Source organism: Phycisphaeraceae bacterium (assembly GCA_015709595.1).
Taxonomy (GTDB): Bacteria; Planctomycetota; Phycisphaerae; order Phycisphaerales; family SM1A02; genus CAADGA01.
Map to the genome: position 1 here is coordinate 762940 of CP054178.1, position 25534 is coordinate 788473.

Genomic DNA, 25534 nt, shown 5'->3' on the forward strand with positions numbered 1-25534 from the left:
CGGTCCGTCATCGGGCCGCCACGCTGCTTGCATCCGCCTCCCGACCATAACCCACCCGCAGAGGCCACCCATGGTGCAGACCCGCATCAACGGCACGACCCACGTGAAGGAAGTCCCATTCATGAACGGCAACGGGCCCAACGGCAAGGAGACGACCTCCGATCTCTTCGGCCGCGACACGTTCTCGGGCCGCGTCATGCGCGCCCGACTGCCCGGCAGCGTGTACAAGGCGCTGCAGAAGACCATCACGCAGGGGCTTCCGCTCGATGCCGAACTTGCCGAGACCGTGGCCAACGCCATGAAGGACTGGGCCATCGAGAACGGCGCCACGCATTACACCCACTGGTTCCAGCCGCTGACTGGCCTGACAGCGGAGAAGCACGACTCGTTCTACAAGCCGGACGGCAACGGCAACGCCGTCGCCGAGTTCTCCGGGCGCGAACTCATCCAGGGCGAGCCGGACGCGTCGAGTTTCCCCTCGGGGGGCATCCGCGAGACCTTCGAGGCCCGCGGGTACACCGCGTGGGATCCCACCAGCCCGGCCTTCCTGCTGCGCGGTCCGTCCGGCTCGACGCTGTGCATCCCCACCGCCTTCGCGTCGTGGACGGGCGAGGCGCTGGACAAGAAAATCCCGCTCCTGCGCTCGATGGACGCCGTCAGCCACCACGCCCTGCGCGTCCTGCGGATCTTCGGCACGCACCACGGCGTGTCGCGCGTCACCGCCACCGTGGGCTGCGAGCAGGAGTACTTCCTGATCGACAAGAAATTTTACAACGAGCGGCTGGACCTGCGCGTGTGCGGACGCACGCTCATCGGCGCCAAGCCGCCCAAGGGTCAGTCGCTGGAGGATCACTACTTCGGCTCCATCCCCGACCGCGTGCTGGGCTACATGCAGGAGGTGGAGAAGCGGCTCTACGCCCTGGGCGTGCCCGTCAAGACCCGCCACAACGAGGTGGCGCCGGGTCAGTACGAGATCGCTCCCATCTTCGAGGACGCCAACATCGCCACCGACCACCAGATGCTCACTATGCACGTGCTGCGAAGCACGGCGGACGAGTTCGGGCTGGTCTGCCTGCTGCACGAGAAGCCCTTCGCCGGCGTCAACGGCTCGGGCAAGCACAATAACTGGTCCATCGCCACCGACACGGGCGTCAACCTGCTCGACCCGCAGGACGAAACGCACACCAACATCCAGTTCCTGGTCTTCCTGGCGGCGGTGATGCGGGCCGTCGATCGTCACGCCGACCTGCTGCGGGCCGCCATCGCCAGTCCCGGGAATGACCACCGGCTGGGCGCCAACGAGGCCCCGCCCGCCATCATCTCCATCTACCTGGGCGACATGCTGTCCGACATCCTGGCGCAGGTGGAGAAGGGCGACCCGCGCAAGACCAAGCGAGGGGGCAACCTCGACCTGGGCGCCCGCACCCTGCCCCAGATCCCCCGCCACTCGGGCGACCGCAACCGCACCAGCCCCTTCGCCTTCACGGGCAACAAGTTCGAGTTCCGCGCCGTGGGCTCCAGCGCGCCTGTGGCATGGCCCATCACGGTGCTCAACACCATCATCGCCGAGTCGCTCGATTCCATCGCCACGGAGCTGGAAAACCGCGTCGGCAGGAATCCGACCCCGGAGAAGGTCCACGCCGCCGCCAAGCAGTACCTGCGCGAACTGGTCAAGGAGCACAAGCGCATCGTCTTCGACGGCGACAACTACTCGGAGAAGTGGCACGCCGAAGCCGCCAAGCGCGGGCTGCCCAACCTGAAGACGACGCCGGACGCGCTGGCCGCCCTGCGCGACCCCAAGGCGCAGCATCTCTTCGAGCACTACAGGGTGCTGAACAAGCGCGAGCTGCATGCACGCACCGACATCGCCTACGAGCGCTACAACAAGGTGTTGTCGATCGAGGCCAAGACCCTCTGCACCATGCTGCGGACGGAAGTGCTGCCCGCCGCCCTGCGCTACGAATCGGAGATCGCCGACGCCGTGGCCAGCAAGAAACTCGCCGAGCGCAGCGCCCGCTCGGAAGAGGAACTGCTGGATGAAGTCAGCGGCCTGATCGCAGACCTGCGGGACGCCATCAGGCAGGTCGAAGCCGCCGAAGCCAGGCACGCGGCCAACGTGGTCAAGCACGCCGAGCACATCCGCGACCATCTCGTGCCCGCCATGGTGAAGGCACGCGAGGCATCGGATCGGCTCGAAGCCCACATCCCCCGCGACCTCTGGCCCCTGCCCACCTACGACGAGATGCTGTTTGTGAAGTGAATGCCGCGGAGGCGTTCGCTACCGGGCATCAGGCAGCAATGGGTGCGGCGCGCCCGGGGCGCGGGCGTCTCGCCTGCGGTCGTCTGACCCGCCTCAACGGAGGCGAAAACAGTGCGAGACCGGCGAGGGCGAATGATCTCAACTGGGCCGTCCGCCAGCCATGCGACAGTCTCCCTCGCCCCGTTTCCTACCCGCCGCCGGGTGAAAGAACCGCCCGTTGGCCAACACCCCCGCCACCTCGGAGCGTCCCGACACATTGGTGACGTACCGGCCGGGCGCCTCGCCCACCGGCCCCTCAGGAGACGACCCGCGCGGTTGCCCGTGCGGGTCGCCCTTCTCCCTCTCCGATGAGGCCGCCGCGAGTGAATGGCCTGACCATCGCATCGCCGGGATATTTCATCCCGCAGCCATTGACGTTCCGCGATGGCTCGACCAGCGATTCGTGAAATTCTCGCGCGAACTCATCACGGATGGAAGCCGTGACGCCCACGAGGAACCGGCGTCAATACCGGTAGTGGTCCGGCTTGTACGGCCCCTCGACCGCCACGCCGATGTACCTGGCCTGCTCCTGACTGAGTTTCGTAAGCCGGGCGCCGAGTTTCTCCAGGTGCAGCCGCGCCACTTCCTCATCCAGCTTCTTGGGCAGGGTGTAGACCTTCTTCTCGTAGGCGGCGTGGTTGGTGTGCAGCTCGATCTGGGCCAACACCTGGTTGGAGAACGAGGCGCTCATCACGAACGACGGGTGCCCCGTGGCGCAACCGAGGTTCAGCAGACGTCCCTCGGCCAGGATGATGACCGAATGGCCCTGGGGGCGAGCGGCGCTGGGCGGAAACACCCACTCGTCCGTCTGCGGCTTCACGGTGATGCGCTTGATGCCCGGCACCTTGGCCAGCCCGGCCATGTCGATCTCGTTGTCGAAGTGCCCGATGTTGCCGACGATGGCCTTGTCCTTCATCCGCTTCATGTGTTCGGCGGTGATGATGTTGAAGTTGCCGGTGGCGGTGATGAAGATGTCCGCCTTGTCGATCACGTCCTCGAGCGTCACCACCTCGTACCCCTGCATGCACGCCTGCAGGGCGCAGATGGGATCGATCTCGGTCACGTATACGCGGGCGCCGCAGCCCTTCATGGCCTCGGCGCAGCCCTTGCCCACGTCGCCATAGCCCAGGATCACCACCTTCTTGCCCGCGATCATCACGTCTGTGGCCCGCATGATGCCGTCGGGCAGCGAGTGGCGGCAGCCGTAGATGTTGTCGAACTTGCTCTTGGTGACCGAGTCGTTGACGTTGATGGCCGGGAAGAGCAGCGTGCCCTGCTTCTGCATTTCGTAGAGACGATGCACGCCGGTGGTGGTCTCCTCGCTCACGCCGATGATGTCCTTGGCCGCGTGCTTCCAGTAGGACTTGTCCTGCTGCTGCAACTGGTTGAGCAGCGAGAGCACGCACCTGAACTCCTCGTTGTCGGTGGAGTCGGGCGAGTCGAGTTTCCCGGTGCGGTTGCCTTCGAGACCCTTGTGGACAAGGAGCGTGGCGTCGCCGCCGTCGTCGAGGATCATGGTGGGGCCTTGGTAGGCCGCAGGCGAGACGCCTTCGCCACTGACGCCCGCCCCGCCCCCGGAAACCGGCCAGTTCAGCGCCTGGAACGTACACCACCAGTACTCGGGCAGCGTCTCGCCTTTCCACGCGAAGACGGCCACGCCCTGGGGCTTCTCCACGGTGCCCCTGGGGCCGACCGCCACCGCGGCCGCGGCATGATCCTGGGTCGAGAAAATGTTGCACGACGCCCAGCGCACCTGCGCGCCCAGATCGACCAGCGTCTCGATCAGCACCGCGGTCTGGATGGTCATATGCAGCGAGCCGGAGATACGCGCCCCCTTGAGCGGCTGGGTCTTCCGGTACTTCTCGCGCAGCGCCATCAGGCCCGGCATCTCGTGCTCGGCCAGTTCGATCTCCTTGCGGCCGAAGGCGACCGTCTTGGCCGACAGATCCGCCACCTTGAACGGCAGGTTGGAAAAGAGCGGCAGGCCTGTGTCCATGAAGGCGCCCGAGGCGGACCTGGCGGGGTTCGAGACGGGACGGGCAGGGGCGGAGGTGGTCACGGGGTTGCTCCGGTTGGAAAGCGGCGTCATGTTCATCCGTTCATCCGGATGAACGAATAGAGTATAACGGGCCGCGAAACGCGGTCAAGGTTCTTGCCGTCCCGGCATCGTGTTCGATGGCGCATGAGAAGAACGCACGGCATCACCCGTGCGGACGCCGCGACATTCACGGGCCGTCATCACCCGTCACCGCCAGTTCAGCGTTGCGACGGTTCTGCTCGGCCCGCATCGCCTCACGCGTCAGGTCCATCAGCCGCTGGTGCGTGCCCACCGCCTCGGGCGCGTCGAGCGGCATGCCCGCAGGGGGCTCGCGGCGCACGTACGACCCATCCGGGTGCATGTCCCACGCCTGCCTCTGGTCCGTCAGGCAGACGAGCAGCGTCTCCATGAGCTTGGTGCGCAAAGCGCGTGGCTCGACGGGGGCGGCGGCCTCGACGCGCGTGTGCAGATTGCGGTACATCCAGTCCGCTGAGCCGATGTAGAAGTCGCCTTCCAGCGGGTCGTCCTTGCCGTTGCGGAACCAGAAGATGCGGCTGTGCTCGAGGAATCGCCCGATGACCGAGATGACCCGGATGTTGTCGCTCATGCCCCTGACGCACGGGCGCAGCGTGCAGAAGCCGCGTACGATGAGGTCGATGACGACGCCCTCGCCGCTGGCGCGGTAGAGGGCCTCGATGACCTCGCGGTCCTGGAGCTGATTCATCTTGGCGATGATGCGTCCCCCGACGCCCGATCGCTGATGCTCGATCTCGCGTTCGATCAGCCGCAGAAACTGCCTCTTCATCGAGTGCGGCGCCACCAGCAGCTTGCGGTAGCCCTGGTGCATCGACCGGCCCGTCATGAAGTTGAACAGGTCGATCACGTCCTCGCAGATGACGGGATCGCAGGTGAGCAGCCCGAAGTCGTCGTAGAGCCGCGCGGTGCGCGAGTGGTAGTTGCCCGTGCCGATGTGGGCGTAGGTGCGCAGCGTCCTTCCCTCGCGCCTCACGACCATGGCGATCTTGGTGTGAGTCTTGAGCCCCACGACGCCGTACGCCACATGGACGCCGGCGTCCTCGAGCCGCCGGGCCCATTCGATGTTGCGCTCCTCGTCGAACCGGGCCCGCAGCTCCACCAGCACCGCCACCTGCTTGCCCTTCTCGGCGGCGCGGATCAGTTCATGCACGAACGGGCTGTCGCCGCTGGTTCGGTACAGGGCCTGCTTGATGCAGATGACGCTGGGGTCGCTGGCCGCCTCCTCGATGAACCGCTCCACGCTGGCGTCGAACGACTCGTACGGGTGATGCAGCAGGATGTCGCCCTCGCGGATCGCGGAGAAGATGTCGCGATCACGGGCCGCCAGCCGGGGCGGAATGACCGGGGTCCACGGCGCGAAATGATGCTCCGGCAGGTCGAGGTCGGCGATCTCGTTGAGCGTGCCGTAGTTGAACAGACCCTTGGACTCGTAGATGTCGTCCGGGCCGATCTCCAGTTCCTCGCACAGGAAGTCGAGCAGTTCGCGGGGCGGCTTGCGCCCGATCTGCAGACGCACCACGCGGGCGAAGCGGCGCTCGCGCAGCTGATTGCGGATCTGGTCGAGCAGGTCGGCGGCGTCCTCGTCATCCCCTTCCACGTCCGCGTTGCGCGTCACGCGGAAGGGCAGCACGCTGAGAATCTCCATGCCGGGGAAGAGCTCGGCCAGGTTGTTCTCGATCACGTCACGCAGCAGCACGAAGCGGCTCGTCCCCTCCAGCCGGTACCACTGGTTCACCGCCTCGGGCACTTTCACGCGGGCGAAGAGCTGCTCGGCGTCGCCCGGACGGCGCAGCATCACGCCCAGCGAGACGCTCAGATTCGAGATGAACGGAAAGCGATGCCCTTTGTCCACCGCCAGCGGAGTGAGAATGGGAAACACCTGCTGCTGGAACCAGCGGTCGAGTTCACGGCGCTCCTTCTCCGTGGCGTCCTTGTAGGCGATGAGCTGGATGCCCGCCCCCTCCAGGGCCGGGAGAATCTGCTTGCGGTAGCAGCGGGCCTGCTTGTCGATCATCGGCAGCACGCGCTGTCGGATGGCGTCAAGAATCGCCTTGGGACTGTCGCCCTCGTACGACAGGATCTGCACGCCTGAGGCCACCTGCCGCCGCAGACCGCCCACGCGCTTCATGAAGAACTCGTCGAGGTTGCTGGAGAAGATGGCGAGAAAGCGCACCCGCTCCAGCAACGGCAGACGCTCGTCCATCGCCTGCGCCAGCACGCGCTCGTTGAACTCCAGCCACTGAACCTCGCGGTTGAGGAATCGCGGCCCGCCCTCGGCCAGCGTCGCGCCCTCGGGCGCGACCGCCGCCCGTTCGATGGGCCGTCCATCGCCGGTCAGTCGCTCCGCGTGGGCGTCCGGCGAAGCGGCGTCCGCGCGGACGCCGTTCACCGCCGACAGGGGTGTCTGATCGATGGGGGACATGGCTCTCCCTTCATCGAAACTTTAGACCCGGCAGTCAAGGCGGCCCGCCTTGCGGCGCTCAGATCGCGCAAAAACAGCGCGATGGCGACGCACGATGCGTCGGGAGATCCGCGATGCCGGGATGTCGTGCGCCGCGGACCGCCTACCATCGTGGCGGCATTCCCCGGTGTCCGGCAGCGGGCGGCGTCGAGGATTCCTCACTCCCGACGACCCCACCATCTTCTCGGCGTCACGCTGACCGGGAACCTTCATGAATCAGACGGCCGCGGCAACGATTTCACCATCCCCAACTCCCGCTCACTCCAGCGCCCTCAAGTTCACCGGCCCCAACGCCTTTCAGGTCGAACTGCGCCGGCGCGTGGATGAGTATTTCACACGCACCGGACGTCCGCGGCGCGACTGCCCGCAGATGTACCTCAAGACCTTCATCCTGGCCGGACTTTTTGTCCTGTCGTACGTGATGCTGGTCTTCTTCGCCACCGCGTGGTGGCAGGCGCTGCCGCTGGCGATCCTGCTGGGATTCGTGACCGCGGGAATCGGACTGAACGTCCAGCACGACGGCGGGCACGAGGCCTACTCCAGCTGCGGATGGATCAACCGGCTCGCGGCCATGACGCTTGACCTGATCGGCGGCAGCTCGTACCTGTGGCACTACCAGCATGGCGTGCTGCATCACACCTACGTCAACATCACGGGGCATGACTCGGACATCGACCTGGGATTCCTCGGGCGCGTCACACCCCACCAGAAGCGACTGACGTTTCATCGCTGGCAGCACTTCTACATCTGGCCGCTCTACGGGCTGATGGCTCTCCGCTGGCAGCTCTTCGGCGACTATGTGGACGTGATCCGCGGTCGCGTGGGTGATCACCGCATCCCGCGTCCGCGCGGCTGGGATCTGGTCATCTTCCTGGGCGGCAAGGTGTTCTTCCTGACCCTGGCGCTTGGCGTTCCGATGATCTTCCACCCGTGGTGGGTGGTGCTGATCTACTACGGCGCGGCGGGCATGGTGGTGGGCATCACGCTCAGCGTGGTCTTTCAACTGGCCCACACCGTGGAAGAGGCCGCGTTCGTCGTGCCCAACGACGCCAACCGCATCGAAAACGCCTGGGCGATCCACCAGGTGGAGAGCACGGTGGACTTCGCGCGCCGCAGCCGCCTCGCGTCGTGGCTGCTGGGCGGGCTGAACTACCAGATCGAGCACCACCTGCTGCCCCGCATCTGCCACGTGAACTTCCCCGCGCTGGCCCCGATCGTGGAGCAGACCTGCCGCGACTTCGGCGTGCGCTATTCCGAGCACCCGACGTTCATGGCGGGGGTTCGGTCGCATTACCGCTGGCTGCGCGAGATGGGTCGATCGGACTCGCCAACGCCGGTGCCGGTACCGGCGGTGGAGCGGATGCGCGGGCATTGAGCGACCGAAGCGAGGGTATCGTACTATCAGCAGTACCGAGCGCGAACCGTGCGCCGTGCTTCTTGCACGAATCGATTGCGTGCGCTCTCGCTCTCCTTCAGGAACCCCCGTGACCGACTGGTCCCCCTCATCCTGGCGAACCAGGCCCGCGGCGCAGCAGCCGTCGTATCCGGACGCCGCCGCGCTGGAGCAGGCGCTGGCGCACCTGGCCGCGCTGCCCCCCCTGGTCACCTCGTGGGAGATCGAAACCCTCAAGGGTCAGATCGCCGAGGCCCAGCAGGGGCGGCGGTTTCTGCTGCAGGGGGGTGACTGCGCCGAGTCGTTCGAGGCCTGCACGTCCGACGCCATCGCCAGCAAACTCAAGATTCTGCTGCAGATGTCGCTGGTGCTGGTGCATGGCACCAAGAAGCGGGTGATCCGCGTGGGGCGCTTCGCCGGGCAGTACGCCAAGCCGCGCAGCGAGGAGTTCGAGACGCGCGATGGCGTGACGCTGCCCTGCTTCCGCGGCGACAACATCAATCGCCCCGGCTTCACCAGGCAGGACCGCACGCCCGACCCCGCGCTGCTGCTGCGGGGCTACGAGCGGGCCGCGCTCACGCTCAACTTCATTCGCGCCCTGATCGACGGCGGCTTCGCCGACCTGCACCACCCGGAGTACTGGGATCTGGAGTTCGTGCGCCACTCGCCGCTTGCGTCAGAGTACCAGCGCATGGTGGAGCAGATCGGCGACTCGCTGCGCTTCATGGAGACGCTGGCCGGCGCGCCGGTGGGGGAGATCAACCGGGTGGACTTCTTCACCAGCCACGAGGGGCTGCACCTGGCGGCGGAGCAGGCCCTCACCCGCCGCGTGCCTCGGCGCGAGGGGTGGTACAACCTGTCCACGCACTTCCCGTGGATCGGCAACCGCACGCGCGACCTCGGCGGAGCGCATGTCGAGTACTTCCGCGGCATCGCCAACCCGGTGGCGGTGAAGGTCGGTTCGCCCTGCACGGGCGAAGAACTGTTGTCGCTGATCGACGCGCTCAATCCGCGCAACGAGCCGGGGAAGCTGACGATCATTCACCGGCTGGGGGCGCACCGCATCGCCCGCGAACTGCCGCCGTTGCTGGAAGCCGTGAAGAGCGCCGGCCGCGCCGTGCTCTGGGTGTGCGACCCGATGCACGGCAACACGCAGAAGGCCGCCTCGGGCTACAAGACACGCAAGTTCGAGCACATCCTGGCCGAACTGGAGCAGGCCTTTGAGATTCACGCCAGGGCCGGCACCTACCTGGGCGGCGTCCACGTCGAGGTGACCGGTGAGAACGTCACCGAATGCACCGGCGGGGCGCGGGGCATCAATGATGACGACCTGGGCCGGTCGTACCGAAGCCAGGTGGACCCGCGGCTGAACTACGAGCAGGCGCTGGAGATGGCCATGCTGATCGCGCGGCGGGCGAATGGCGGGGCGACGGTTCCGCGTCGCTCCACATGAGCCGCTCGATGACCGCCGTGATTCAGTTCATCCGCTGATGCACCACGATCAGGTGGTAGCCGAACTGCGTCTTGACGGGATCGGACACCTGGCCGATCGGCAGGTCGCTGAAGATGACCTTGTCGAACTCAGCCACCATGCGTCCCTTGGCGAAGGTGCCGAGCGAACCGCCCTCGCGACCGGACGGGCACTTCGAATGCTTCTTCGCCAGTTCCGCGAAGTCCGCGCCGCTCTCGATCTGCGTCTTGAGTTCCTGGGCCCTCGCCTGATCCGGAACGAGAATGTGGCTGGCGCGGGCGGATGGCATGGGGGGCCTTTCGGGAAGAAGGGGCATCGCACTGGGCCAAGCATGATATTGAGGCCGATCGCCACAGTCGAAGCCGCGGTGCTGGAGTTATAGGACTATCGACGAGTTCCAAGCCGCGAAATCACTCTCACACGTTCCACTTTCCGCTGGCGGTCCATGCATCCTGTCGTACAATGTGCAAACACGGCTGGCGACCCGCCGGCTCGAACCAGAAAGAGGAGAGAAATGATGGATCTTCGTCTCACGACCTGCGCCGTCGTCGGCTTGGCGTCACTGACTTCCGGCAGCGCGTTGGCTCAGAGCAGCGCGCTCTACGTCACCGACGGCGACAGCCAGCGCCTGGCCATCGCGCAAAACGGCAACGCCACCATCAAGACCACGTATGTCCGCGGGTACCCGATCGTGGTGCGCAACACGGTCTGGATCGGCGACTACAGCGCCAGCATTCCCGCCCGCGAGTACGACCTCGCCGGGAACGCCACCGGCAACACGTCCGCCTACACCGCGCGCAACGCGGTGGATGCCGGAACGGACGGCGTGAACAACTACATGCTGGGCAACGCCTTCAGCGGCAACGCCACCGTGTGGCGAACTGACGGCCAGTTCGGCAATCAGGTGGCGCTGTTTTCCGTGCAGGGTTCAGACCTTGTCGGAATCACGTACGACATGAACAGCAACACCCTGTGGATCTCAGACAACACCAACATTTACAACTACACCACCGGCGGCCAGCTGCTCAGTTCGTTCGCGCACGGGCGCGGGCGCGGCTGCCTGGCGTGGGAGCCCAGCACCGACACCCTCTGGTACGTGAACAACGGCTCCAACAACATCCACCAGTTCACCAAGACCGGCACGTTCCTTCAAACGGTGGTGGTGAACGGTCTGGCCTCGAACAACTGGGGCGCCGAGTTCCAGATGGCCATTCCCGCCCCCGGCGCGCTGGCGATGCTCGGTCTCGCCGGGCTGGTTTCGGCCCGTCGTCGTCGTCGCTGAGCGGCTGGTTCAACCTGACGCTGCGTTGCAGCGCCCCGTTCATGGAACGGGGCGCTGTCTTGCGCTCCGATCAGCGCGTGCCACGCGCCTCTCACCTTGACGCCCCGCTCCGCCTCATCGAATCCACGCTGAACACCGCCAGCGCGGCCCAGATGAATCCGAAGGTGATCACGCGACGCGCGTCCAGCGCCTCACCCAGGAACCCCACCGCCATCACCAGTTGCATGCTCGGCGCGATGTACTGCAGAAACCCGATGGTCGTGAGCGTCAGCCGCCTGGCCGCCGCCACGAACCACAGCAGCGGCAGCGCGGTGATGACCCCCGCCGTCATCAGCAGCCCGGTCGTGCCCACGGACGGCGGACCATCGCCGCTCATCAGCCCGCGGATGATGAGCAGCATCGCCGGCCCCATCAGCATGGTCGTCTCCACGAACAGCCCGATCATCGGGCCGACGCGCACCGTCTTGCGCAGCAAGCCGTAGAGCGCGAAGGACACCGCCAGCGTGAGCGCGATCCACGGCAGCCCGCCCGCGCCGGTCGCCGCCACGCCCACGCCGATCGTCGCCAGGGCGACGCTCACCCACTGCCACGGTCGCAGCCGCTCGCGCAGCAGCGTCCAGCCCAGCAGCACGGTGATCAGCGGGTTGATGTAGTACCCCAGACTGGCCTGCACCACGCGTCCCGTCTCCACGGAGTAGATGAACACGAACCAGTTGACCGAGATCAACCCCGCCGAGATCGCCAGCCAGCCCAGCGTGCGCCGGTCGCGCAGCACGGCGGCGACCTCGCTCCACCGTCGCTGCGCCAGCAGGATCAGCCCGAGAAACACCACGCTCCACACGATGCGGTGACACAGCACCGTCAGCGCGGGCACGTGCGTGAGCAGGTGAAAGTACAGCGGCGCCACGCCCCACCAGCCGTACGCCCCCAGACCGTAAAGCAGTCCGACGCGGGCTTCGCGCCGGGCGTGCGCCGCCTCGTCCGCCTCACCAACGCCGCCGCCCGGGAAGGCGACCGGCGACGGCGTTGCGGATGGTGCGTCAACGGAAGCGGATGCGGGAGCGCCCGGAGCGGTGGACACGGGCCAAGGATACGCCGGTATCCGGCGCCGACCAGCGCGCCGCGCCGGCAACCTGCTCCCGCCATATCGTTCATCATGCCGCTCCGCATGTCGAAACGAAACCGAGGCGCGGCGATGATTCTGGCCGCCCTCGCCGCGATGGTCGTGCGCACACCATCGGATGATCGCGTCGCGAATGATCCGGCGTGGGACGCGATCTTCACCCGCGAAAGCGGCTGGAACGCGGGCGACATCGGGCACTCCATCGACCTGGGCGACGGGCGCACGCTCTGGCTCTTCGGCGACTCGATCTTCGGCCCGGTGCGAGAAGGCGCGCGGGTCGGCGGCGAATCGAAGTTCACGCGCGGCGCGGTGGGCTGGCACACCACGCCCGAAGGTGGCGAGCCGCCGGCCTCGATCGATTTCGCCCCGCCGGAACCGTGGGGCGATCTCCCCCCTGCCGGATGGGCCGCGCCGCAGCCGGGATTGTGGCCCGAGGGCACGTGGTACTGGCTGATGGGGGATGCCGCGATCGTGCCGGCACTGGACGCGCCGGATCAGCGCCCGGCGCCGGACACACCCGTGCCTGACGACCCGGCGCCGGGGGCGCGGCTCATCCTCTTCGCCACCGCCGTCGGACCGAGCGGCAACCCGGACGGCATGTGGAACTTCCGACGCGTGGGCGGCGTGATCATCACGATTGACAACCCCGCGGATCCGCCCACCGCGTGGCGCGCGACGCAGCGCATCAACCCGATCGTTCAATCCCAGCCGATGCATGGTGAGCCGAAGCGCGCCAGCGACGACTGGGGCGCGGCGATCATCCCCGCGCACCGTGGCGCAACCGTCCCGCCTGGGGCCGAAGATAGTGTCGCAGGCGTCCCGTCCGCGATCGACTTCTACATCTTCGGCGTCCGCTCCCTTGAGAACGGGGACCGGGGGCTGCTCGTCGCCCGATCGTCCGCCGCCACGCTCGGCCTGCCCGAATCCTGGTCGTTCTTCGACGGTTCGGTCTGGTCCGATGATCCGAAGTCCGCGGCGCCCGTGCTGCAAGGCATTCCCGACGAGTTCACGATCCAATGGCTGGAGCGCGAGGGCCGTCGCGACCTGATGCTGATCCACAGCGAACCGATGCTGGGTCGGCGCATCATGGCGCGAGCCGCCCCCGCGCCGACCGGCCCTTGGTCAGAGCCGAAGCCCATCTTCGAGGTGCCCGACCCGGCCCGTGACGGGCGGCTGCTGACCTACGCCGCCAAGGGGCACATCCACCTGTCGCGCCCGGGCGAGGTGCTCGTGTCGTACGTGATCAACTCGACGGACTTCGGGCAGATCTTCCGCGATGCATCGCTCTATCGCCCACGCTTCATCCGGGTTCCGCACGCCATGCTGCCGACGCCGCCGGGTTTGGAGTGATCGTCGCCCCTCCGCCACCGGGACCGCTCCGTGACGGTCGCGGCGCTACGCGAAACCACCGTCTTTCACGAGATGAATTCGCCGAACAATCCCCCGGCGTCATCGGTTCTACGATGTGACAGGCGCCGGGCTGCGGCGGAAATGCAACCCGTGTAACCCGGACTGGCGAAACGCATCCAACCACCCGGCCCGAGCGATCTACCATCCGGATGGTTCACTCGATCGAAAGGCGGGACGACATGATGATGCAATCAAGCCCTTCGCGCCGCGGATGGGCGTCGGCGGCGCTTCTGGCGACCGCTTGGCTGCTGCTGGGCGGATGCCAGCCGGATTCATCCAGCACCGCGACTTCGACCAGCGCCGCCAACGACCGCATCTCGCTTGCGTCGCTGTCCGATTCACCCACCGGATCACCTCAGGACAAACCCGGCTCCACGGGCGGTCCGGGCCAATCAGACAAGCCCGGCGGGGCGGCGTCCGCCGGCGGCGGCACTGGAGGCAAGGTTCCCATGGTCAGCGTGCGCGTCTTCAACGAGCAGGGTGAACTGGTCGGCCCCATCCGCATGCCGATGGTCGTCAAGACCGACGCGGAGTGGCGGGCCCAGCTCACCGACGAGCAGTACCGCATCACGCGCAACGCCGGGACCGAGCGCCCCTTCTGCGGCACGCTGCTCGACAACAAGAAGGAGGGCGTGTACACCTGCATCTGCTGCAAGCTGCCGCTGTTCTCCAGCGCGGCCAAGTTCAACTCTGGCACCGGCTGGCCCAGCTTCTTTCAGCCGATCGCCAAGGAAAACGTGGCGGAGAAGCCCGATCACAGCTACGGGATGATCCGAACCGAGATCAACTGCGCCCGTTGCGACGGGCACCTCGGTCACGTGTTCGAGGACGGCCCGCGACCGACTGGTCTGCGCTACTGCCTCAACTCCGAATCGCTGGCGTTCACCCCCATCGAGGACGTGAAGACCCTTGCTGATCCCGCGGCCAAGCTGCCCGTGCTGGCCGAGGCGGTCTTCGCTGGCGGCTGCTTCTGGTGCGTGGAGGCGGTGTTCGAGGAGCTCGACGGCGTCGTCGAAGCCGTCTCGGGCTACGCGGGGGGCACGGCACAGACCGCCAACTACAAGGCGGTGAGCACCGGAAGGACGGGCCACGCCGAAGTGGTGAAGATCATCTACGATCCGTCGAAGATCGCCTTCGAGGATCTGCTGCGCGTCCACTTCGCCACCCACGACCCCACCACGCTCAACCGCCAGGGCAACGATCATGGTCCGCAGTACCGCAGCGCGATCTTCTACGCCAGCGAGCAGGAGAAGCAGCTCGCCAAGGCGTTCATCGACGACCTGACGGAGCAGAAGGTCTTCGACCGACCCATCGTGACCACGCTGGAGCCGCTCACCAGGTTCTTCCCCGCCGAGGCGTACCACCAGAACTACGTCTGCGAGAATCCCATGCAGGGTTACGTGCGGGCCATCGCGCTGCCCAAGGTGGAGAAGGTGCGCAAGCAATTCAAGGACATGCTCAAGGAGCAGTCGCCGCTGGAGAAGAAGTGAGCGGCTGATGGCGCCGCCACGCCGACCATCTATTCGCCGCGCAGTCGCTTCTTGATCTTCAGCAGGTCGCGCATCGTGCCGGGCGCCTCATCATCACCCCGCTCCGGCTCCGCATGACCGCCGGACCGTGCTTCGCCCTGACGCCGCGCATGACCGGACGTGGGCGCGGCCTGGGCCGCGGAGTCCGATGTTCCGCCATCCCGTCGCCCCGCCAGTTGATCCAGCGCGGCTTCACGGCGCGCCTGCTGCGAAGCGGCGTCCGTTCCCTGCTCTCTCGCGCGCTGCGCCAGCACTTCCTCGCGCGTGCGCAGCCGCGAATCGCCGGTGAGCTTGGAGAACGCCGCGCCTTCCCGCTCCACGGTCTGCTCCACCTCGCGCCCGCGCTCCTTGAGCGAGGCGAGCGTGGTCCGCACTTCGCGCGTGCGTTCGCGGGGGTGACGCACCCGGGCGACCGCGGCGGAGATCGCCCGCGCGATGGTGTCGCGGTCCCACGCCAGTCGCCTGGCCGTCACATCCAGCAGCACCAGCCCCAGCAACAGCCAGAGGAGTTCACGCCACACCGGCAGCAGCGAGACGCTGGGTGGAAGGCCCTCGCGGTCGAAGAGGTCGGCTCCGCGCGGGTCGGCGGCTTCGAGAAGCCGCCCGCCGGTTTCGTCGGCGACGCGGCGCAGGAGGTCGATGTTGGATCGGTATCGCCGATACTCCACGCCCGTGGCCTGACTGGCGGCGCCGATGATGGGGGCCAGGGCCTCCTGCCCCCGGCGCGGCATGAGCGCGATCACCGAGTGCCCGCTCTGCGGCGCATCGATGGCGGCGGCATAGCGGCCGGGCGCCACCTGCCTCAGGCGAATCTCACGCGAGCGACCGTCCGGCCCATACACGGTTCCGGTGACGACGAGCTGGTCCATGCCCATCCGGCTTGCCGAGGTGGCGTCAAGGGTGATGGTGAGCCGCCCGTCGTCGATTCGCGCGTCGAACTCGAACTCGCGGCTGAGCGGCGAGCGCGTCACCAGCCGCGTGAGTTGCGCCCAGAATGACTCCGCCTCGCTCCAGCCGACCCAGTCGCGCGACCACTCGCCATGCGCGTCGCTGGCGAAGGCGGCCACACGCCCCAGCCCCGCCTGCCAATGCGTGAGCAGCGGCTCTTCCTCCGGCGTCACCATCTCCACGGTGACGCGCGGATCTTCGCGGAAACTCGTCAGCACCAGCCCGTGCAGGGCCGGCGCGCGGTCCATCCCCTGCGTGAGCGCCGCGCCGGGACCGACCACCACGGGCTGGAAGGTCGCTTCCTTGATGAGCGGGCGGTTCACCACGCGGACCGAATCCACCATCACCGCGGGCAGCGTGTTGGGATTGAGCACGGGGTAGAACTGCCCGCCGCCGATCGTCGCCATGTCGCGCAGCAGGCCGTGGTCGGCGTCGTCCCCCACCGCGATGGTGGAGAGCGAAATGCCCTCCGCCGACAGTTCGGCGGCGAGCGCCCGCAGATCCTCGGGCATTTCCGACTGCCCGTCGGTGAGCAGCACGATGTACTTGCGCCGCACGTTGGCGGTGCGCAGCATGTCCTGGGCGCGGCGAAGGGCGGGACCGATGTGCGTTCCGCCGCCGGGCGAGATGCTGCGCACGCGTTCCGCCGTCTCGCGCGGGTTGGTGTTGGGCCCGAGCGGCACGCGCGTCTGCGAGAAGGAGTCGAACACCACCACGCCCACCTGCGAGTCGGGCTGCAGTGACTCGATGGCCCACGCGGTGCCCTCGTTGGCGATCTCCTGCTGGCTGCGCCGTGCGCCCGCCACGGGGCGCGCCATCGAACCAGACTTGTCCAGCACGATGACCAGGGCCGCCTCCGTCAGCCGCAGCGACCTGGGCAGATCCAGTTCGACGGGCAGGATGGCCTCGACGGGCGTCCCGTTCCAGCCGCCCGCGCCGAAGGCGTTCTCGCCGCCCAGCATGATGAGACCCGTGCCGAAGTCGTTGACGGAGCGGGCGATGGTTTCCTGCACCGGCGGGTCGATCTCCCACGCGCCCACGTTCTGCAGAATGATGACGTCGTACGCCTGCAGCGTCAGCATCTCGCGCGGGACGCGGCCCGGAGAAACGACTTCCAAGGGAATCGACGCCTCCCGCAGCGCGGCCTCGAACGGGTCGGGCTCCCCCACCGCGCTGCCTCGCACCAGCAGCGCGGCCCCGGTGCCGGGGCTGGCGATGAACGCCTCGGCCCGGTTGTTCTCCGGCAGCAGGTCGGCGGCGTCATCCGGCTCGAAAACCGCCTCGAAGCGGTTGATCGGCGTATCACCCAGCGCCGCGGCCAGGGTGTGGACGCTGGTGCCCGCGGGAACATCCACCCGGCGTCGGAACTCGTCCTCATCCGGCGACAGATCGACGATCGCTCCCTCGCGACGCAGCGTGATCCAGCCGGTCGCGGGCTGGAGCGATTCGATGACGACCCGTAAGGGCACGATCTGCCCGGGGCGTCCCGCGGAAGGCGCCTCCACGCGCGCGATCTGCGTGTCGCTTTCCACGCGGTAGGCGAGCGGCAGCACGTCGATGGGCACGCCGAGGAGACGTGACGGATTCACGCGCATCAACCGATCATTCAGGGCGGCGGGCGCGCCGGACGCCGCCGCCCCACCCGATCCGAACCCCGCGCCCGCCATGCCCGCCGCCTCGCGCGCCGCGGCCAGGGCGTCGCCCGCGGTTTCGTTGCCGTCGGTGGCCAGCACGAGACGCCGCCCCGTGTTGGGCGGAAACATCGCCATGGCGAGCCGGATCGCCTCGGCGATGTTGGTCCCCTCGATCATGGCCAGGTCGATGTCCTCGTCCGGCCAGCTGCCTCGTGTGGGCGTGGCGACCACCGCGGCCCGCCCGTCAAAGACGACCATGCCAAAGCGGTCATCCGGCCGCTTGTCGCGCGTGGCCTCGCGGAACCACCAGCGCAACTGACTGATGGCTCCGCGCCCCGCCTGCTCCGGTGCATCCGGCAGCGAGGCGAAGCGCCGCACGCTGCCGCTGATGTCCAGCACGCCGATCACCGTGAGGTCATCATGCGATCGCTCGACGCGAGGCGACGCCAGCAGACCCGCCAGCAGCAGCACCACCGCCGCCCGCAGCAGCAGGATGGTGGCCTTGCGCAGACCTTCCGCCGCGCGCAGCGCCCGCCAGCCGATCCACGCGAGCGGCAGGGCGAGCAGCCCCAGCAGGAGCAGTTCGGGATGGTCGAAGCGGATGGGCATGGGCGACCGGGCGGCGACATGGGACGACGAAACATGACGCCGCCATGATGTACGGTAGCGTGGCTTGCCCGATGCGAGCGATCACGGCGAATCATGGTCGAGTCATCGACGACTGCTATTCTCTCGGCATGGCTACGTCACCCGCACGCGATACTCCCACCCGCCGCCTCCGCCAACTGCTCGCCTCCGGCACGGTGCTCTGCCCGGGCGCGTTCACCGCGCTGGTGGCCCGGGCCGTAGCCCGCGCGGGGTTTGACGCCGTGTACATCTCCGGCGGGGCCACCGCCAACACCGCGGGCTACCCCGACATCGGGCTGATCACGCTCACGGAGATGTGCCGCACCATCCGCGAGATCAGCCAGGCGTCGGGTCTGCCCGTCATCGCGGACGCCGACACCGGGTATGGCGAGGTCGAGATGGTCATCCGCACCGTCATCGAGTACGAGCGACACGGCGCGGCGGGTCTGCACATCGAGGATCAGGTGTTCCCCAAGCGCTGCGGCCACCTCGACGGCAAAGCCCTCATCCCCATGAACGACATGGTGGAGAAGGTGCGCGCCGCCGCCGCGCATCGACGCGACCCGGACTTCCTCATCATCGCGCGCACGGATGCGCGAAGCGTCACCGGCTTCGATGACGCCGTGACGCGGGCCAACGCCTACCGCGCCGCCGGGGCGGACATGATCTTCCCCGAAGGGCTGGAGAGCGAAGCCGAGTTCGCCCGCTTCGCCCAGCAATCGCCGGGCCTGCTGCTGGCCAACATGACGGAGTTCGGCAAGACGCCGCTGATCCCCGCCGCCCGGTTTAACGAACTGGGCTACCGGTTGGTGATCTTCCCGTTGTCGATGCAGCGCGTGGCGATGGGCGCGGTGACACGCGCGCTGGAAGCGCTGAAGCGCGACGGCTCGGTGGAATCGCTGCTCGGGCAGATGCAGACGCGCAAGGAGTTGTACGACCTGCTGGGGTACACGCCGGGGCGGGAGTGGGAGTTTCCGAAGGGGTGAGGGGTCAGGGGTTCTCACCGCCGAGTCGCAGAGGGCGCGGAGGAAGGTTGGGCGGCGCTGGCTGAGTGGCGCGGGCGTCCCGCCTGCGGTGGCGCTGGCGTCCCGCGTGCGGTGGCGCTGGCGTTTCGCCTGTGATCGCTTGACCACATCAAGTTCCATGAGGGATCGGGAAAGCGAAGGCGGCGGGTGGCAGGGCTTCGGCTTTCCCACAGTTTTCCACAACTTGTCCACATCCTCGAACTCTCAGTTTGTCCTCAGACAGGCCGTCGGTTATAGGATCGATGTGAGGATTGTCTCAGGAGTTGTCCATGTCCATCGTGGGGCTGTTCACCAGTGGGTGGTTGGTTCGAGACTCGGTCGGGGAGTTCACCCGACCTCCGCGAACTCGCGGGGGTCGATTGGTTTACAGCCCGGGCGGCAAAGCCGGCCTCGCCCCGACCGCGCCGAACCCGCGGAGAATCCGGGGATTCCGAGCCGCCGCCGATCGCGGCCGCGCTCTCGGTTCCGAAACCGAATCTCGGGGTTCGAGCGGAACCGTCACGGTTCCTCTCGGGCCACCGAGCGCAACCCCTCTCGGACTCTCGCGCTCTCTGGTTGACACCTCGCGTGAGGTTAACAGCAGGGTTCCTCTCGGGGGCCCACAAGCGTCGCCTCGAGCATGAGGACCATGTACCCTTTAGCAATCGGAAGGTTCTCCCCAGAGCGCTCAATGATGGAGTCAACGGCGTCCAGCTTGGGCTACCGCGACGGCGAAGGGATTCCCGATTCACGCATCCGGGAGGTCTTTCGACAACCTCCGGAGATTCCTCCGGCATTCAACCGAAGTGCACTCTTGGTCGGGCCGCATGGGGCCGGCAAGACAGTGTTGTTCCGCTTCCACAAGGTCGTCCACGACGAGGCCGGTGGCACGGCACTTCACATCAACCTCGTTCAAGACACCGCTAGCATCTCCCAGCGCGACGGCATCGGCCCCTGGACCGTTGATATCCCATCAGATCTTCAGAGGCAGATCGCAGGAAAGACCTCCTCGCTGCTGGCCATCTCCATAGCGGAGCGATTGTCTCTCAAAAAGCGACTGAAGATCCCGCCAACTTGGCTAGACACTTGCCTACCGCCATCTCTGACTAGTTCGTCTCAATCCGGCTCCGACAACCTTGCAGCACTGCAGCATCAGGTCACACGCGCGCCTCTCCGCGTGTTCGACAGCGTGTTCGACACTCGACCCCTCGGCTTGTTCCTCGCGCGGCTTGCTGGTGAACTTGAGAGGGCTGGCGCGCCACTTCTTCTACTCTTTGATCGAGCGGATCTTGTCACGGCGCCGGCGCTGTTCCCCGTTCTTGATCTTCTGAACCAGACGTTCCATTATCGAGCGCTCCTCGCGACGCGACCCGGCCACCCCTCGCGCCCATTCGTGCAGCCGACTTTCGGCGGCGCTCCGGGCGATCACTACGACGTCTGGCAGTTGGGCTCTCATCCGAGGTCGCCGGAATGGGCAGCTTTCGCGCGTGCCGCGCTCGAGGCGCAGTTTGGAGACCCCTATGCGGCCCTTCCGAGCTCTCATGTCGATGCGATCCTCGCCTTCTCGGGAGGGTCGTGCCGCAATGCTGTCGAGCTCGTCGCAAACCTCGTCGCGTCAAGCCGCACGGGCGATGGCGAGCTGTTGGATGCGCTCGATGCAAAACACCGCAACGAGAACAACCGCGTCCGAACTGCGCTTATGCACCACGGGCTCGACTACAGCTCGACGCTCTCGATGATCAGACGTAGAGTCCAGGAGGAGAGTGGTGCTCCATGCGCACGTCCCGTACTGCACGTGGATCGTCAGGTTCCTGCCACGCTCTGGGCCGCTGCCACAAGCGCCGACGCCTTCTTTGACGATGCGCTGCGAACAGGGGCGCTGAATGTTGCGGAGCCGCAGGAGTGGCTACCCGGCGCCCGCCCCTCTGCATTCGAAGTGCCAATCTCACTACTGTGGACGAAGAAGCATGGACTTGACAGCATGCTTGACCTTCGGGAAGTCCCGATTCACATGAAGGAAAGGGAGCTTCTCACGGTTTCGGTTCGCGCAACCTCGCCTCCGCGAGTATTCACGGCCTATCGAATGAACATCGACGCCAGCCGCGAGTTCCGTGGCTACTTCCAGTCTCGCGTAAGCCGACACCCAGAGCTGCACAACATCATTGTTCTTGACGGGCGTGGCGTACCCGCCGGAGCGGATTGGGCGTCTGTCATCCGAAAGCGCATCCGCAATAGCAACCTAGTCGTCGCTGACATGACCGGTTTGCGCGGCGACGTCGTCTTCGAAGTTGGCTTCGCGTTTGGACTCCGCAAGGTGCTGGTTCCGGTGATTCTCGGTAAGGGGCAAATCAAGGAGCTCCCAGCGTGGCTGCGATCTCGCCAGATCATTCCTTGTCAGGAGTCGCAGGATCTTGACACGCTTGTGTCTACCGTCCACAGCTATCTCCTAAACCCGTCACTGGCGCCACAGGCCAAACCGAGCCGCCCCTCGCCAGGTCTTGCGATCTGGTATCCGGCAGCAGACTGGTCTGCAGAGATCCAAGAACAGTTCCGTTTTGCGGCGAGCCAAGAGTCACTCAACGCGGAGCGCATCACGCCGGACACCCCAGATTCGATAGTGATTAAGCAAGCTACGAGTGCATCCCTGCTGGGTGTCGGGCTTGATGGAACTACGTCAGACGCGTTGGTGCATTACCTGTGTGGAGCAATCGTCGCCGCTCCACGTGCTGGCCAGGGTGGGACGCTGACCCGGCGCATTCTCATTGCCACGCGCAATGGTTCCGATCCGAGCGAACTGGTAGCCGAGAGCCTCGCGAACTGTCAGGAAGTCAGCCTCTTGAAGGATGCGGCCAGCGTGCGTCATCACGTGCAGCAGTTTGGTCGTCAGTACCGGCAATGGCGCGATCGGAGGAAGCGTAAATGACCCGACAGGGCATTAAACCAAGTGAGCCCCTTCTTGCGAGTGTGACGCGCGCCGGAATCGGCACATGGGTAGGGGCGATCAGCTTTGAGGAGCGATGTCTGGGATCGCTCGAACACCTCGTGCAGACCGGTAGCCGCGTCAGGCGCGTCGTCGCGTTGGACTATTCGACGACAACAGCGCCCGGCGGCGAAGGAGAAGAGCGCCGAGAGCTTCATTGGGGCAGAATGCGAGAACTTGCTAGTGGCCTCCATGCAGAGGAGTGCGTTCGGAGGCCGGTGAATCCATACTCGTTTGCGGACATCGTAGATGCCCTCGAAGCAGAGGCCGGGGCTCTAGCGACGCGACAGGTGCCGCTGATTCTTGACATTACATGCCTTACCAAGATTCATGCGGTGGCTGCGGGAGTCTGTCTTGCGAACCTCGATAAGGCTGAACGCAACTGGTTATCTGCGTATACGAGCCCACGCAGCTTCTGCGACCTGACTAGCATGGATCGCCGGTTCGGCTGGCGAGACATCCTGATCGTCCCCCTAGTCGAAGGTGCGCGACTATACAACGAAGCCTCAGGTAGAGGGCTCATTGTCTTGGGCCACGAACAGGATCGGCTTGTCGTCGCGCTCCGGGAGATGCAGCCAGGCGGTGGCACGATCATTCTCCCGTGGGAGCCAACTCGACCGGATCTGCGGTATGTCATGGAACGCAACAACCGATATGTAGTGCGGGAACTGGCACCGCATACGGTGGCAGGGTGGCGGAAGAAGCAAGTGCAGCTGGGCGATGTTGGAGCGCTTCAGCTCAGTGTTGAGGCTGAGGTGAACTTGGCGCGAGAGAAGCAAGCACCGGTTGTCCTGTTTCCCATGGGTCCGAAGCTCATGGTCTTGTGGTCCGCTCGGGTGATCGCCGACGCCTATGCCTCCGGAGGATGGGTTGTGTATCCGGTTCCGGGGGGATACGACCCCGACTACAGCGAGGGCATCGAGAGGACAATCTGGATGGCCCCGAGCTGGACGCATGCGCTCAGTCTCGCCGCAGCAGCGGCCGCAACATTCTGATGCCCGTGGCCAGAGGCGTGTCGCTGGCGCCCTTCCAAGGTGTCGCGCAACTCTGGACTCCCACCGCGTAGGTATCCAGTAGGCGGCTGCGGTTAACAGCCGCAGCATCCCGACCCGTCGTCACCGACAACGGATGGTCGCGCGTTCAACGCCTCCGCAAGGAGTCCGCGATGTCACTGCGCCTTGATCCCACCGACCCCGCGAGCATGTCTGCCGCCGAGCGCCGCAACGAGGTCGCGAGCATCTTTGCCCGCGGCATCCTCCGCCTACACGGGCGTGTGGCGAGCATCGACGACGTGGGAGAAATCGTGGAGAACTTGCAGCGCACATGCCTTGATCTTCCACCCGAGTCACGCCCTGATCCGACCACTGGTTAACGGCGAGAGACGCAGCGATGCCGGAGCCAGGGAAAGGAGCGGTGCGTGACGTTGAACGTCGGAAAGTTGATGAGCCAGCTCGGGCGCATGACGGTGACGGAACTGCGGCGGAAGTACGCCGAGGTGTTCGGCGAGGAGACGCCCTCCTATCACAAGGCATACCTCGTTCGCCGGATCGCGTGGCGCGTGCAGGCCAACACCGAGGGCGATCTCGCGGAGCGGGCGCAGCGGCTCCGCGAGCGGGCACTCGAGATCGCGGACGACGCCGACCTGCGGACGCAAGCATCCGGTCCGGCGCGGCCGCCGGCCCGGCGCTCCTTGCGGCGCATGACACACGCCTCCCAATAAAAACACCCCCGACCGCCATGCTCTCTCTCCTCAATCAGACAGAGCGGCCAGGGGCGTGGTGGAACGCCCGGCTCAGATCGGGCGTCCGCGGCACGCCGCGCCCGCGGCTCATCACGCGGGCGCGGCGTATCCGGCGACACAGGCGGCAACGTCCGTCCAACTGACCCCTGGGAGTGGGCGAGGAAGTGACGCCCCGCTCACGCGCGGACAGGATGTCCGCGCTCCCCCGGTAACGGTTGTCCGCGCTCCCCCGGTACAGGTTGTCCGCGCTCCGCCGGTCCTCAAGGGTGGGGTCGGCTCGGGCGTCATCATCACCGGGTGCGGCGGACCGCCGCCACGCGGATGGCCCGCATGACCGCGCGGCCCTCGCGGATGTGCAGTGTGCCGCGCACGCGGGCGTGGTCGCCCCGCTGCAGGTCGGCCAGTTCCGCCGGCTCGCCATTGAGGGTGATGCGTGTGCGCTCGCCCACCACCACGCGGACGAACCGCTCCGGCCCGACGCGCAGGATGAAGCCGCCCTCGCCCACCTGGGTGATGACGCCCCCGATCGTCACCGGGTCGGACGCCGCCCGGGCCGCCGGAGCCACGAACGCCGTCAACAGCAGGGCCAGCACGCCGATCGTCAACAGTTGTCTCATGGTTGCTCTCCTTCTTTTCTCTCGCTCAGATTGTCTCGCTCAGAGTTCGCGGACTCAGCCAGTTCAGCCGTCAGGCACGGTCCACACAACCGAACCCGGGCGCGACCGCGGGGGTTCAACGAAGAGGGATTCACAGTATTGCATCGTCCGGAGAAGCGATTCACCCAGTCACCGCTGCATGGATGTCGCCGCCAATCCTGACGACGCTGTTCGCCAGCGCAGCGTGGTCACGGACCATCCAGAAGCCGTTGGTGGCCGAGGAATGCGTCGATCACAGAGCGTCGATGCGCGCGGACGCCATCGCCAAGTGAACCGATCCACACACGACGACCGGCGAGCCCGACAAGCCGCTTGACCCGCACAATGCAAGGGTGCTTCAATCGGAGCGTTCGGCCGACCTGACGCCCGATGCTCACCCTCCTCCTCGCCAACCTGATCCGGGCCGTGCTGCTGGTGCGGCTGCTGCTCTGCCCGTTCCCCGCGGGCGTGGAGCTGTGCGTGGCCGAGGAGCATGGCTGGTTCGACGTGCTGACAGGCGACCCCCGGGCCGGGCATACGCACCATCACGGGGACGGGTGCGCGCCTGACTGCGACGGCTGCCACCATCATCATCACGGCGACGACGCCCACGGCCCGTGCTCGGATATTCCACTGTCGGACGCCGAACAACGTGTTGTCGCCGGGGCGCGGGCGGTGGATGTCATCGCCCTTGATGACGCCGCTCCGGCGCCCGCGTGGGCATCGACCCTGGCGGCGTGGACCGTCGTTCCCGAGGCGATGCTCGAGCCGCCGCGCCGCCAGCCGCCGCGCCCCCCGGGCGCCACGACGCGGATGATTCGAACCACGGTGCTTCGACTGTAAGCCCGCCCGAGCGCCTGTCGCCCGCGCGGCGTCGGTTCAGCGGCGCTGCGCGCATCGCGCGGCCTGTTTCATCCTTACTC

The 25534-nt window shown here is 66.7% G+C and carries 17 protein-coding genes; 11 read left to right on the forward strand and 6 right to left on the reverse strand.

The features are described 5' to 3' along the window. Nucleotides 1-70: 70 nt before the first annotated feature. On the forward strand, nucleotides 71-2260 hold the full coding sequence (locus HRU76_03255; protein ID QOJ16667.1) for a glutamine synthetase III: 2190 nt from the start codon (nucleotides 71-73) through the stop codon (nucleotides 2258-2260). A gap of 502 nt (nucleotides 2261-2762) precedes the next feature. Here HRU76_03255 and HRU76_03260 read toward each other — a convergent pair. Next, nucleotides 2763-4295, reverse strand: a complete 1533-nt coding sequence (locus HRU76_03260; protein ID QOJ19075.1) for an adenosylhomocysteinase — start codon at nucleotides 4293-4295, stop codon at nucleotides 2763-2765. A gap of 229 nt (nucleotides 4296-4524) precedes the next feature. Further along, nucleotides 4525-6795 (reverse strand): polyphosphate kinase 1, encoded by a 2271-nt coding sequence (ppk1, locus tag HRU76_03265; GenBank protein ID QOJ16668.1) that lies wholly within the window; start codon nucleotides 6793-6795, stop codon nucleotides 4525-4527. Between the two features lie 409 nt (nucleotides 6796-7204). Here ppk1 and HRU76_03270 point away from each other — a divergent pair, with 409 nt between their 5' ends. Continuing rightward, nucleotides 7205-8209: an acyl-CoA desaturase gene (locus HRU76_03270; GenBank protein ID QOJ19076.1), complete on the forward strand. Its 1005-nt coding sequence runs from the start codon at nucleotides 7205-7207 to the stop codon at nucleotides 8207-8209. 79 nt (nucleotides 8210-8288) lie between these two features. Beyond that, nucleotides 8289-9680: a 3-deoxy-7-phosphoheptulonate synthase class II gene (locus HRU76_03275; GenBank protein QOJ16669.1), complete on the forward strand. Its 1392-nt coding sequence runs from the start codon at nucleotides 8289-8291 to the stop codon at nucleotides 9678-9680. A 22-nt stretch (nucleotides 9681-9702) separates the two neighbouring features. On the opposite strand, the gene HRU76_03280 is transcribed toward HRU76_03275, so the two are convergent. After that, nucleotides 9703-9987 (reverse strand): peptidylprolyl isomerase, encoded by a 285-nt coding sequence (locus tag HRU76_03280; GenBank protein ID QOJ16670.1) that lies wholly within the window; start codon nucleotides 9985-9987, stop codon nucleotides 9703-9705. A 225-nt stretch (nucleotides 9988-10212) separates the two neighbouring features. Here HRU76_03280 and HRU76_03285 point away from each other — a divergent pair, with 225 nt between their 5' ends. After that, nucleotides 10213-10980 carry a PEP-CTERM sorting domain-containing protein gene (locus HRU76_03285; protein ID QOJ16671.1) on the forward strand — a complete coding sequence of 256 codons (768 nt, stop codon included), beginning with the start codon at nucleotides 10213-10215 and terminating at the stop codon, nucleotides 10978-10980. Between the two features lie 91 nt (nucleotides 10981-11071). On the opposite strand, the gene rarD is transcribed toward HRU76_03285, so the two are convergent. Continuing rightward, nucleotides 11072-12061 (reverse strand): EamA family transporter RarD, encoded by a 990-nt coding sequence (rarD, locus tag HRU76_03290; protein ID QOJ16672.1) that lies wholly within the window; start codon nucleotides 12059-12061, stop codon nucleotides 11072-11074. Between the two features lie 87 nt (nucleotides 12062-12148). On the opposite strand from rarD, the gene HRU76_03295 reads away from it, so the two are divergent. Next, nucleotides 12149-13453 carry a DUF5005 domain-containing protein gene (locus HRU76_03295; protein QOJ16673.1) on the forward strand — a complete coding sequence of 435 codons (1305 nt, stop codon included), beginning with the start codon at nucleotides 12149-12151 and terminating at the stop codon, nucleotides 13451-13453. A 239-nt stretch (nucleotides 13454-13692) separates the two neighbouring features. Next, entirely contained in the window at nucleotides 13693-15003 is a 1311-nt protein-coding gene (locus tag HRU76_03300) for a bifunctional methionine sulfoxide reductase B/A protein (GenBank protein ID QOJ16674.1), read from the forward strand. 29 nt (nucleotides 15004-15032) lie between these two features. Here the strand turns inward: HRU76_03300 and HRU76_03305 are convergent, their stop codons facing one another. Continuing rightward, nucleotides 15033-18233, reverse strand: a complete 3201-nt coding sequence (locus tag HRU76_03305; protein ID QOJ16675.1) for a VWA domain-containing protein — start codon at nucleotides 18231-18233, stop codon at nucleotides 15033-15035. 128 nt (nucleotides 18234-18361) lie between these two features. Here HRU76_03305 and prpB point away from each other — a divergent pair, with 128 nt between their 5' ends. From prpB to HRU76_03325, 4 genes are all read left to right on the forward strand, one after another. Continuing rightward, complete coding sequence (gene prpB / locus HRU76_03310; protein QOJ19077.1) at nucleotides 18362-19237, forward strand: methylisocitrate lyase; 876 nt, start codon at nucleotides 18362-18364, stop codon at nucleotides 19235-19237. A 733-nt stretch (nucleotides 19238-19970) separates the two neighbouring features. Next, on the forward strand, nucleotides 19971-22178 hold the full coding sequence (locus HRU76_03315) for a hypothetical protein (protein QOJ16676.1): 2208 nt from the start codon (nucleotides 19971-19973) through the stop codon (nucleotides 22176-22178). Next, on the forward strand, nucleotides 22175-23230 hold the full coding sequence (locus HRU76_03320; protein ID QOJ16677.1) for a hypothetical protein: 1056 nt from the start codon (nucleotides 22175-22177) through the stop codon (nucleotides 23228-23230). The genes HRU76_03315 and HRU76_03320 overlap by 4 nt, the downstream gene beginning before the upstream one ends. 446 nt (nucleotides 23231-23676) lie before the next feature. Beyond that, on the forward strand, nucleotides 23677-23955 hold the full coding sequence (locus HRU76_03325; GenBank protein ID QOJ19078.1) for a DUF2924 domain-containing protein: 279 nt from the start codon (nucleotides 23677-23679) through the stop codon (nucleotides 23953-23955). A gap of 311 nt (nucleotides 23956-24266) precedes the next feature. Here the strand turns inward: HRU76_03325 and HRU76_03330 are convergent, their stop codons facing one another. Next, entirely contained in the window at nucleotides 24267-24593 is a 327-nt protein-coding gene (locus HRU76_03330; protein ID QOJ16678.1) for a hypothetical protein, read from the reverse strand. A gap of 408 nt (nucleotides 24594-25001) precedes the next feature. Between HRU76_03330 and HRU76_03335 the strand changes: the two genes are divergently transcribed. Next, the gene (locus tag HRU76_03335) at nucleotides 25002-25454 is read left to right on the forward strand and encodes a hypothetical protein (GenBank protein QOJ16679.1); all 453 of its coding nucleotides are present in this window, start codon (nucleotides 25002-25004) and stop codon (nucleotides 25452-25454) included. The last annotated feature ends 80 nt before the right edge of the window (nucleotides 25455-25534 follow it).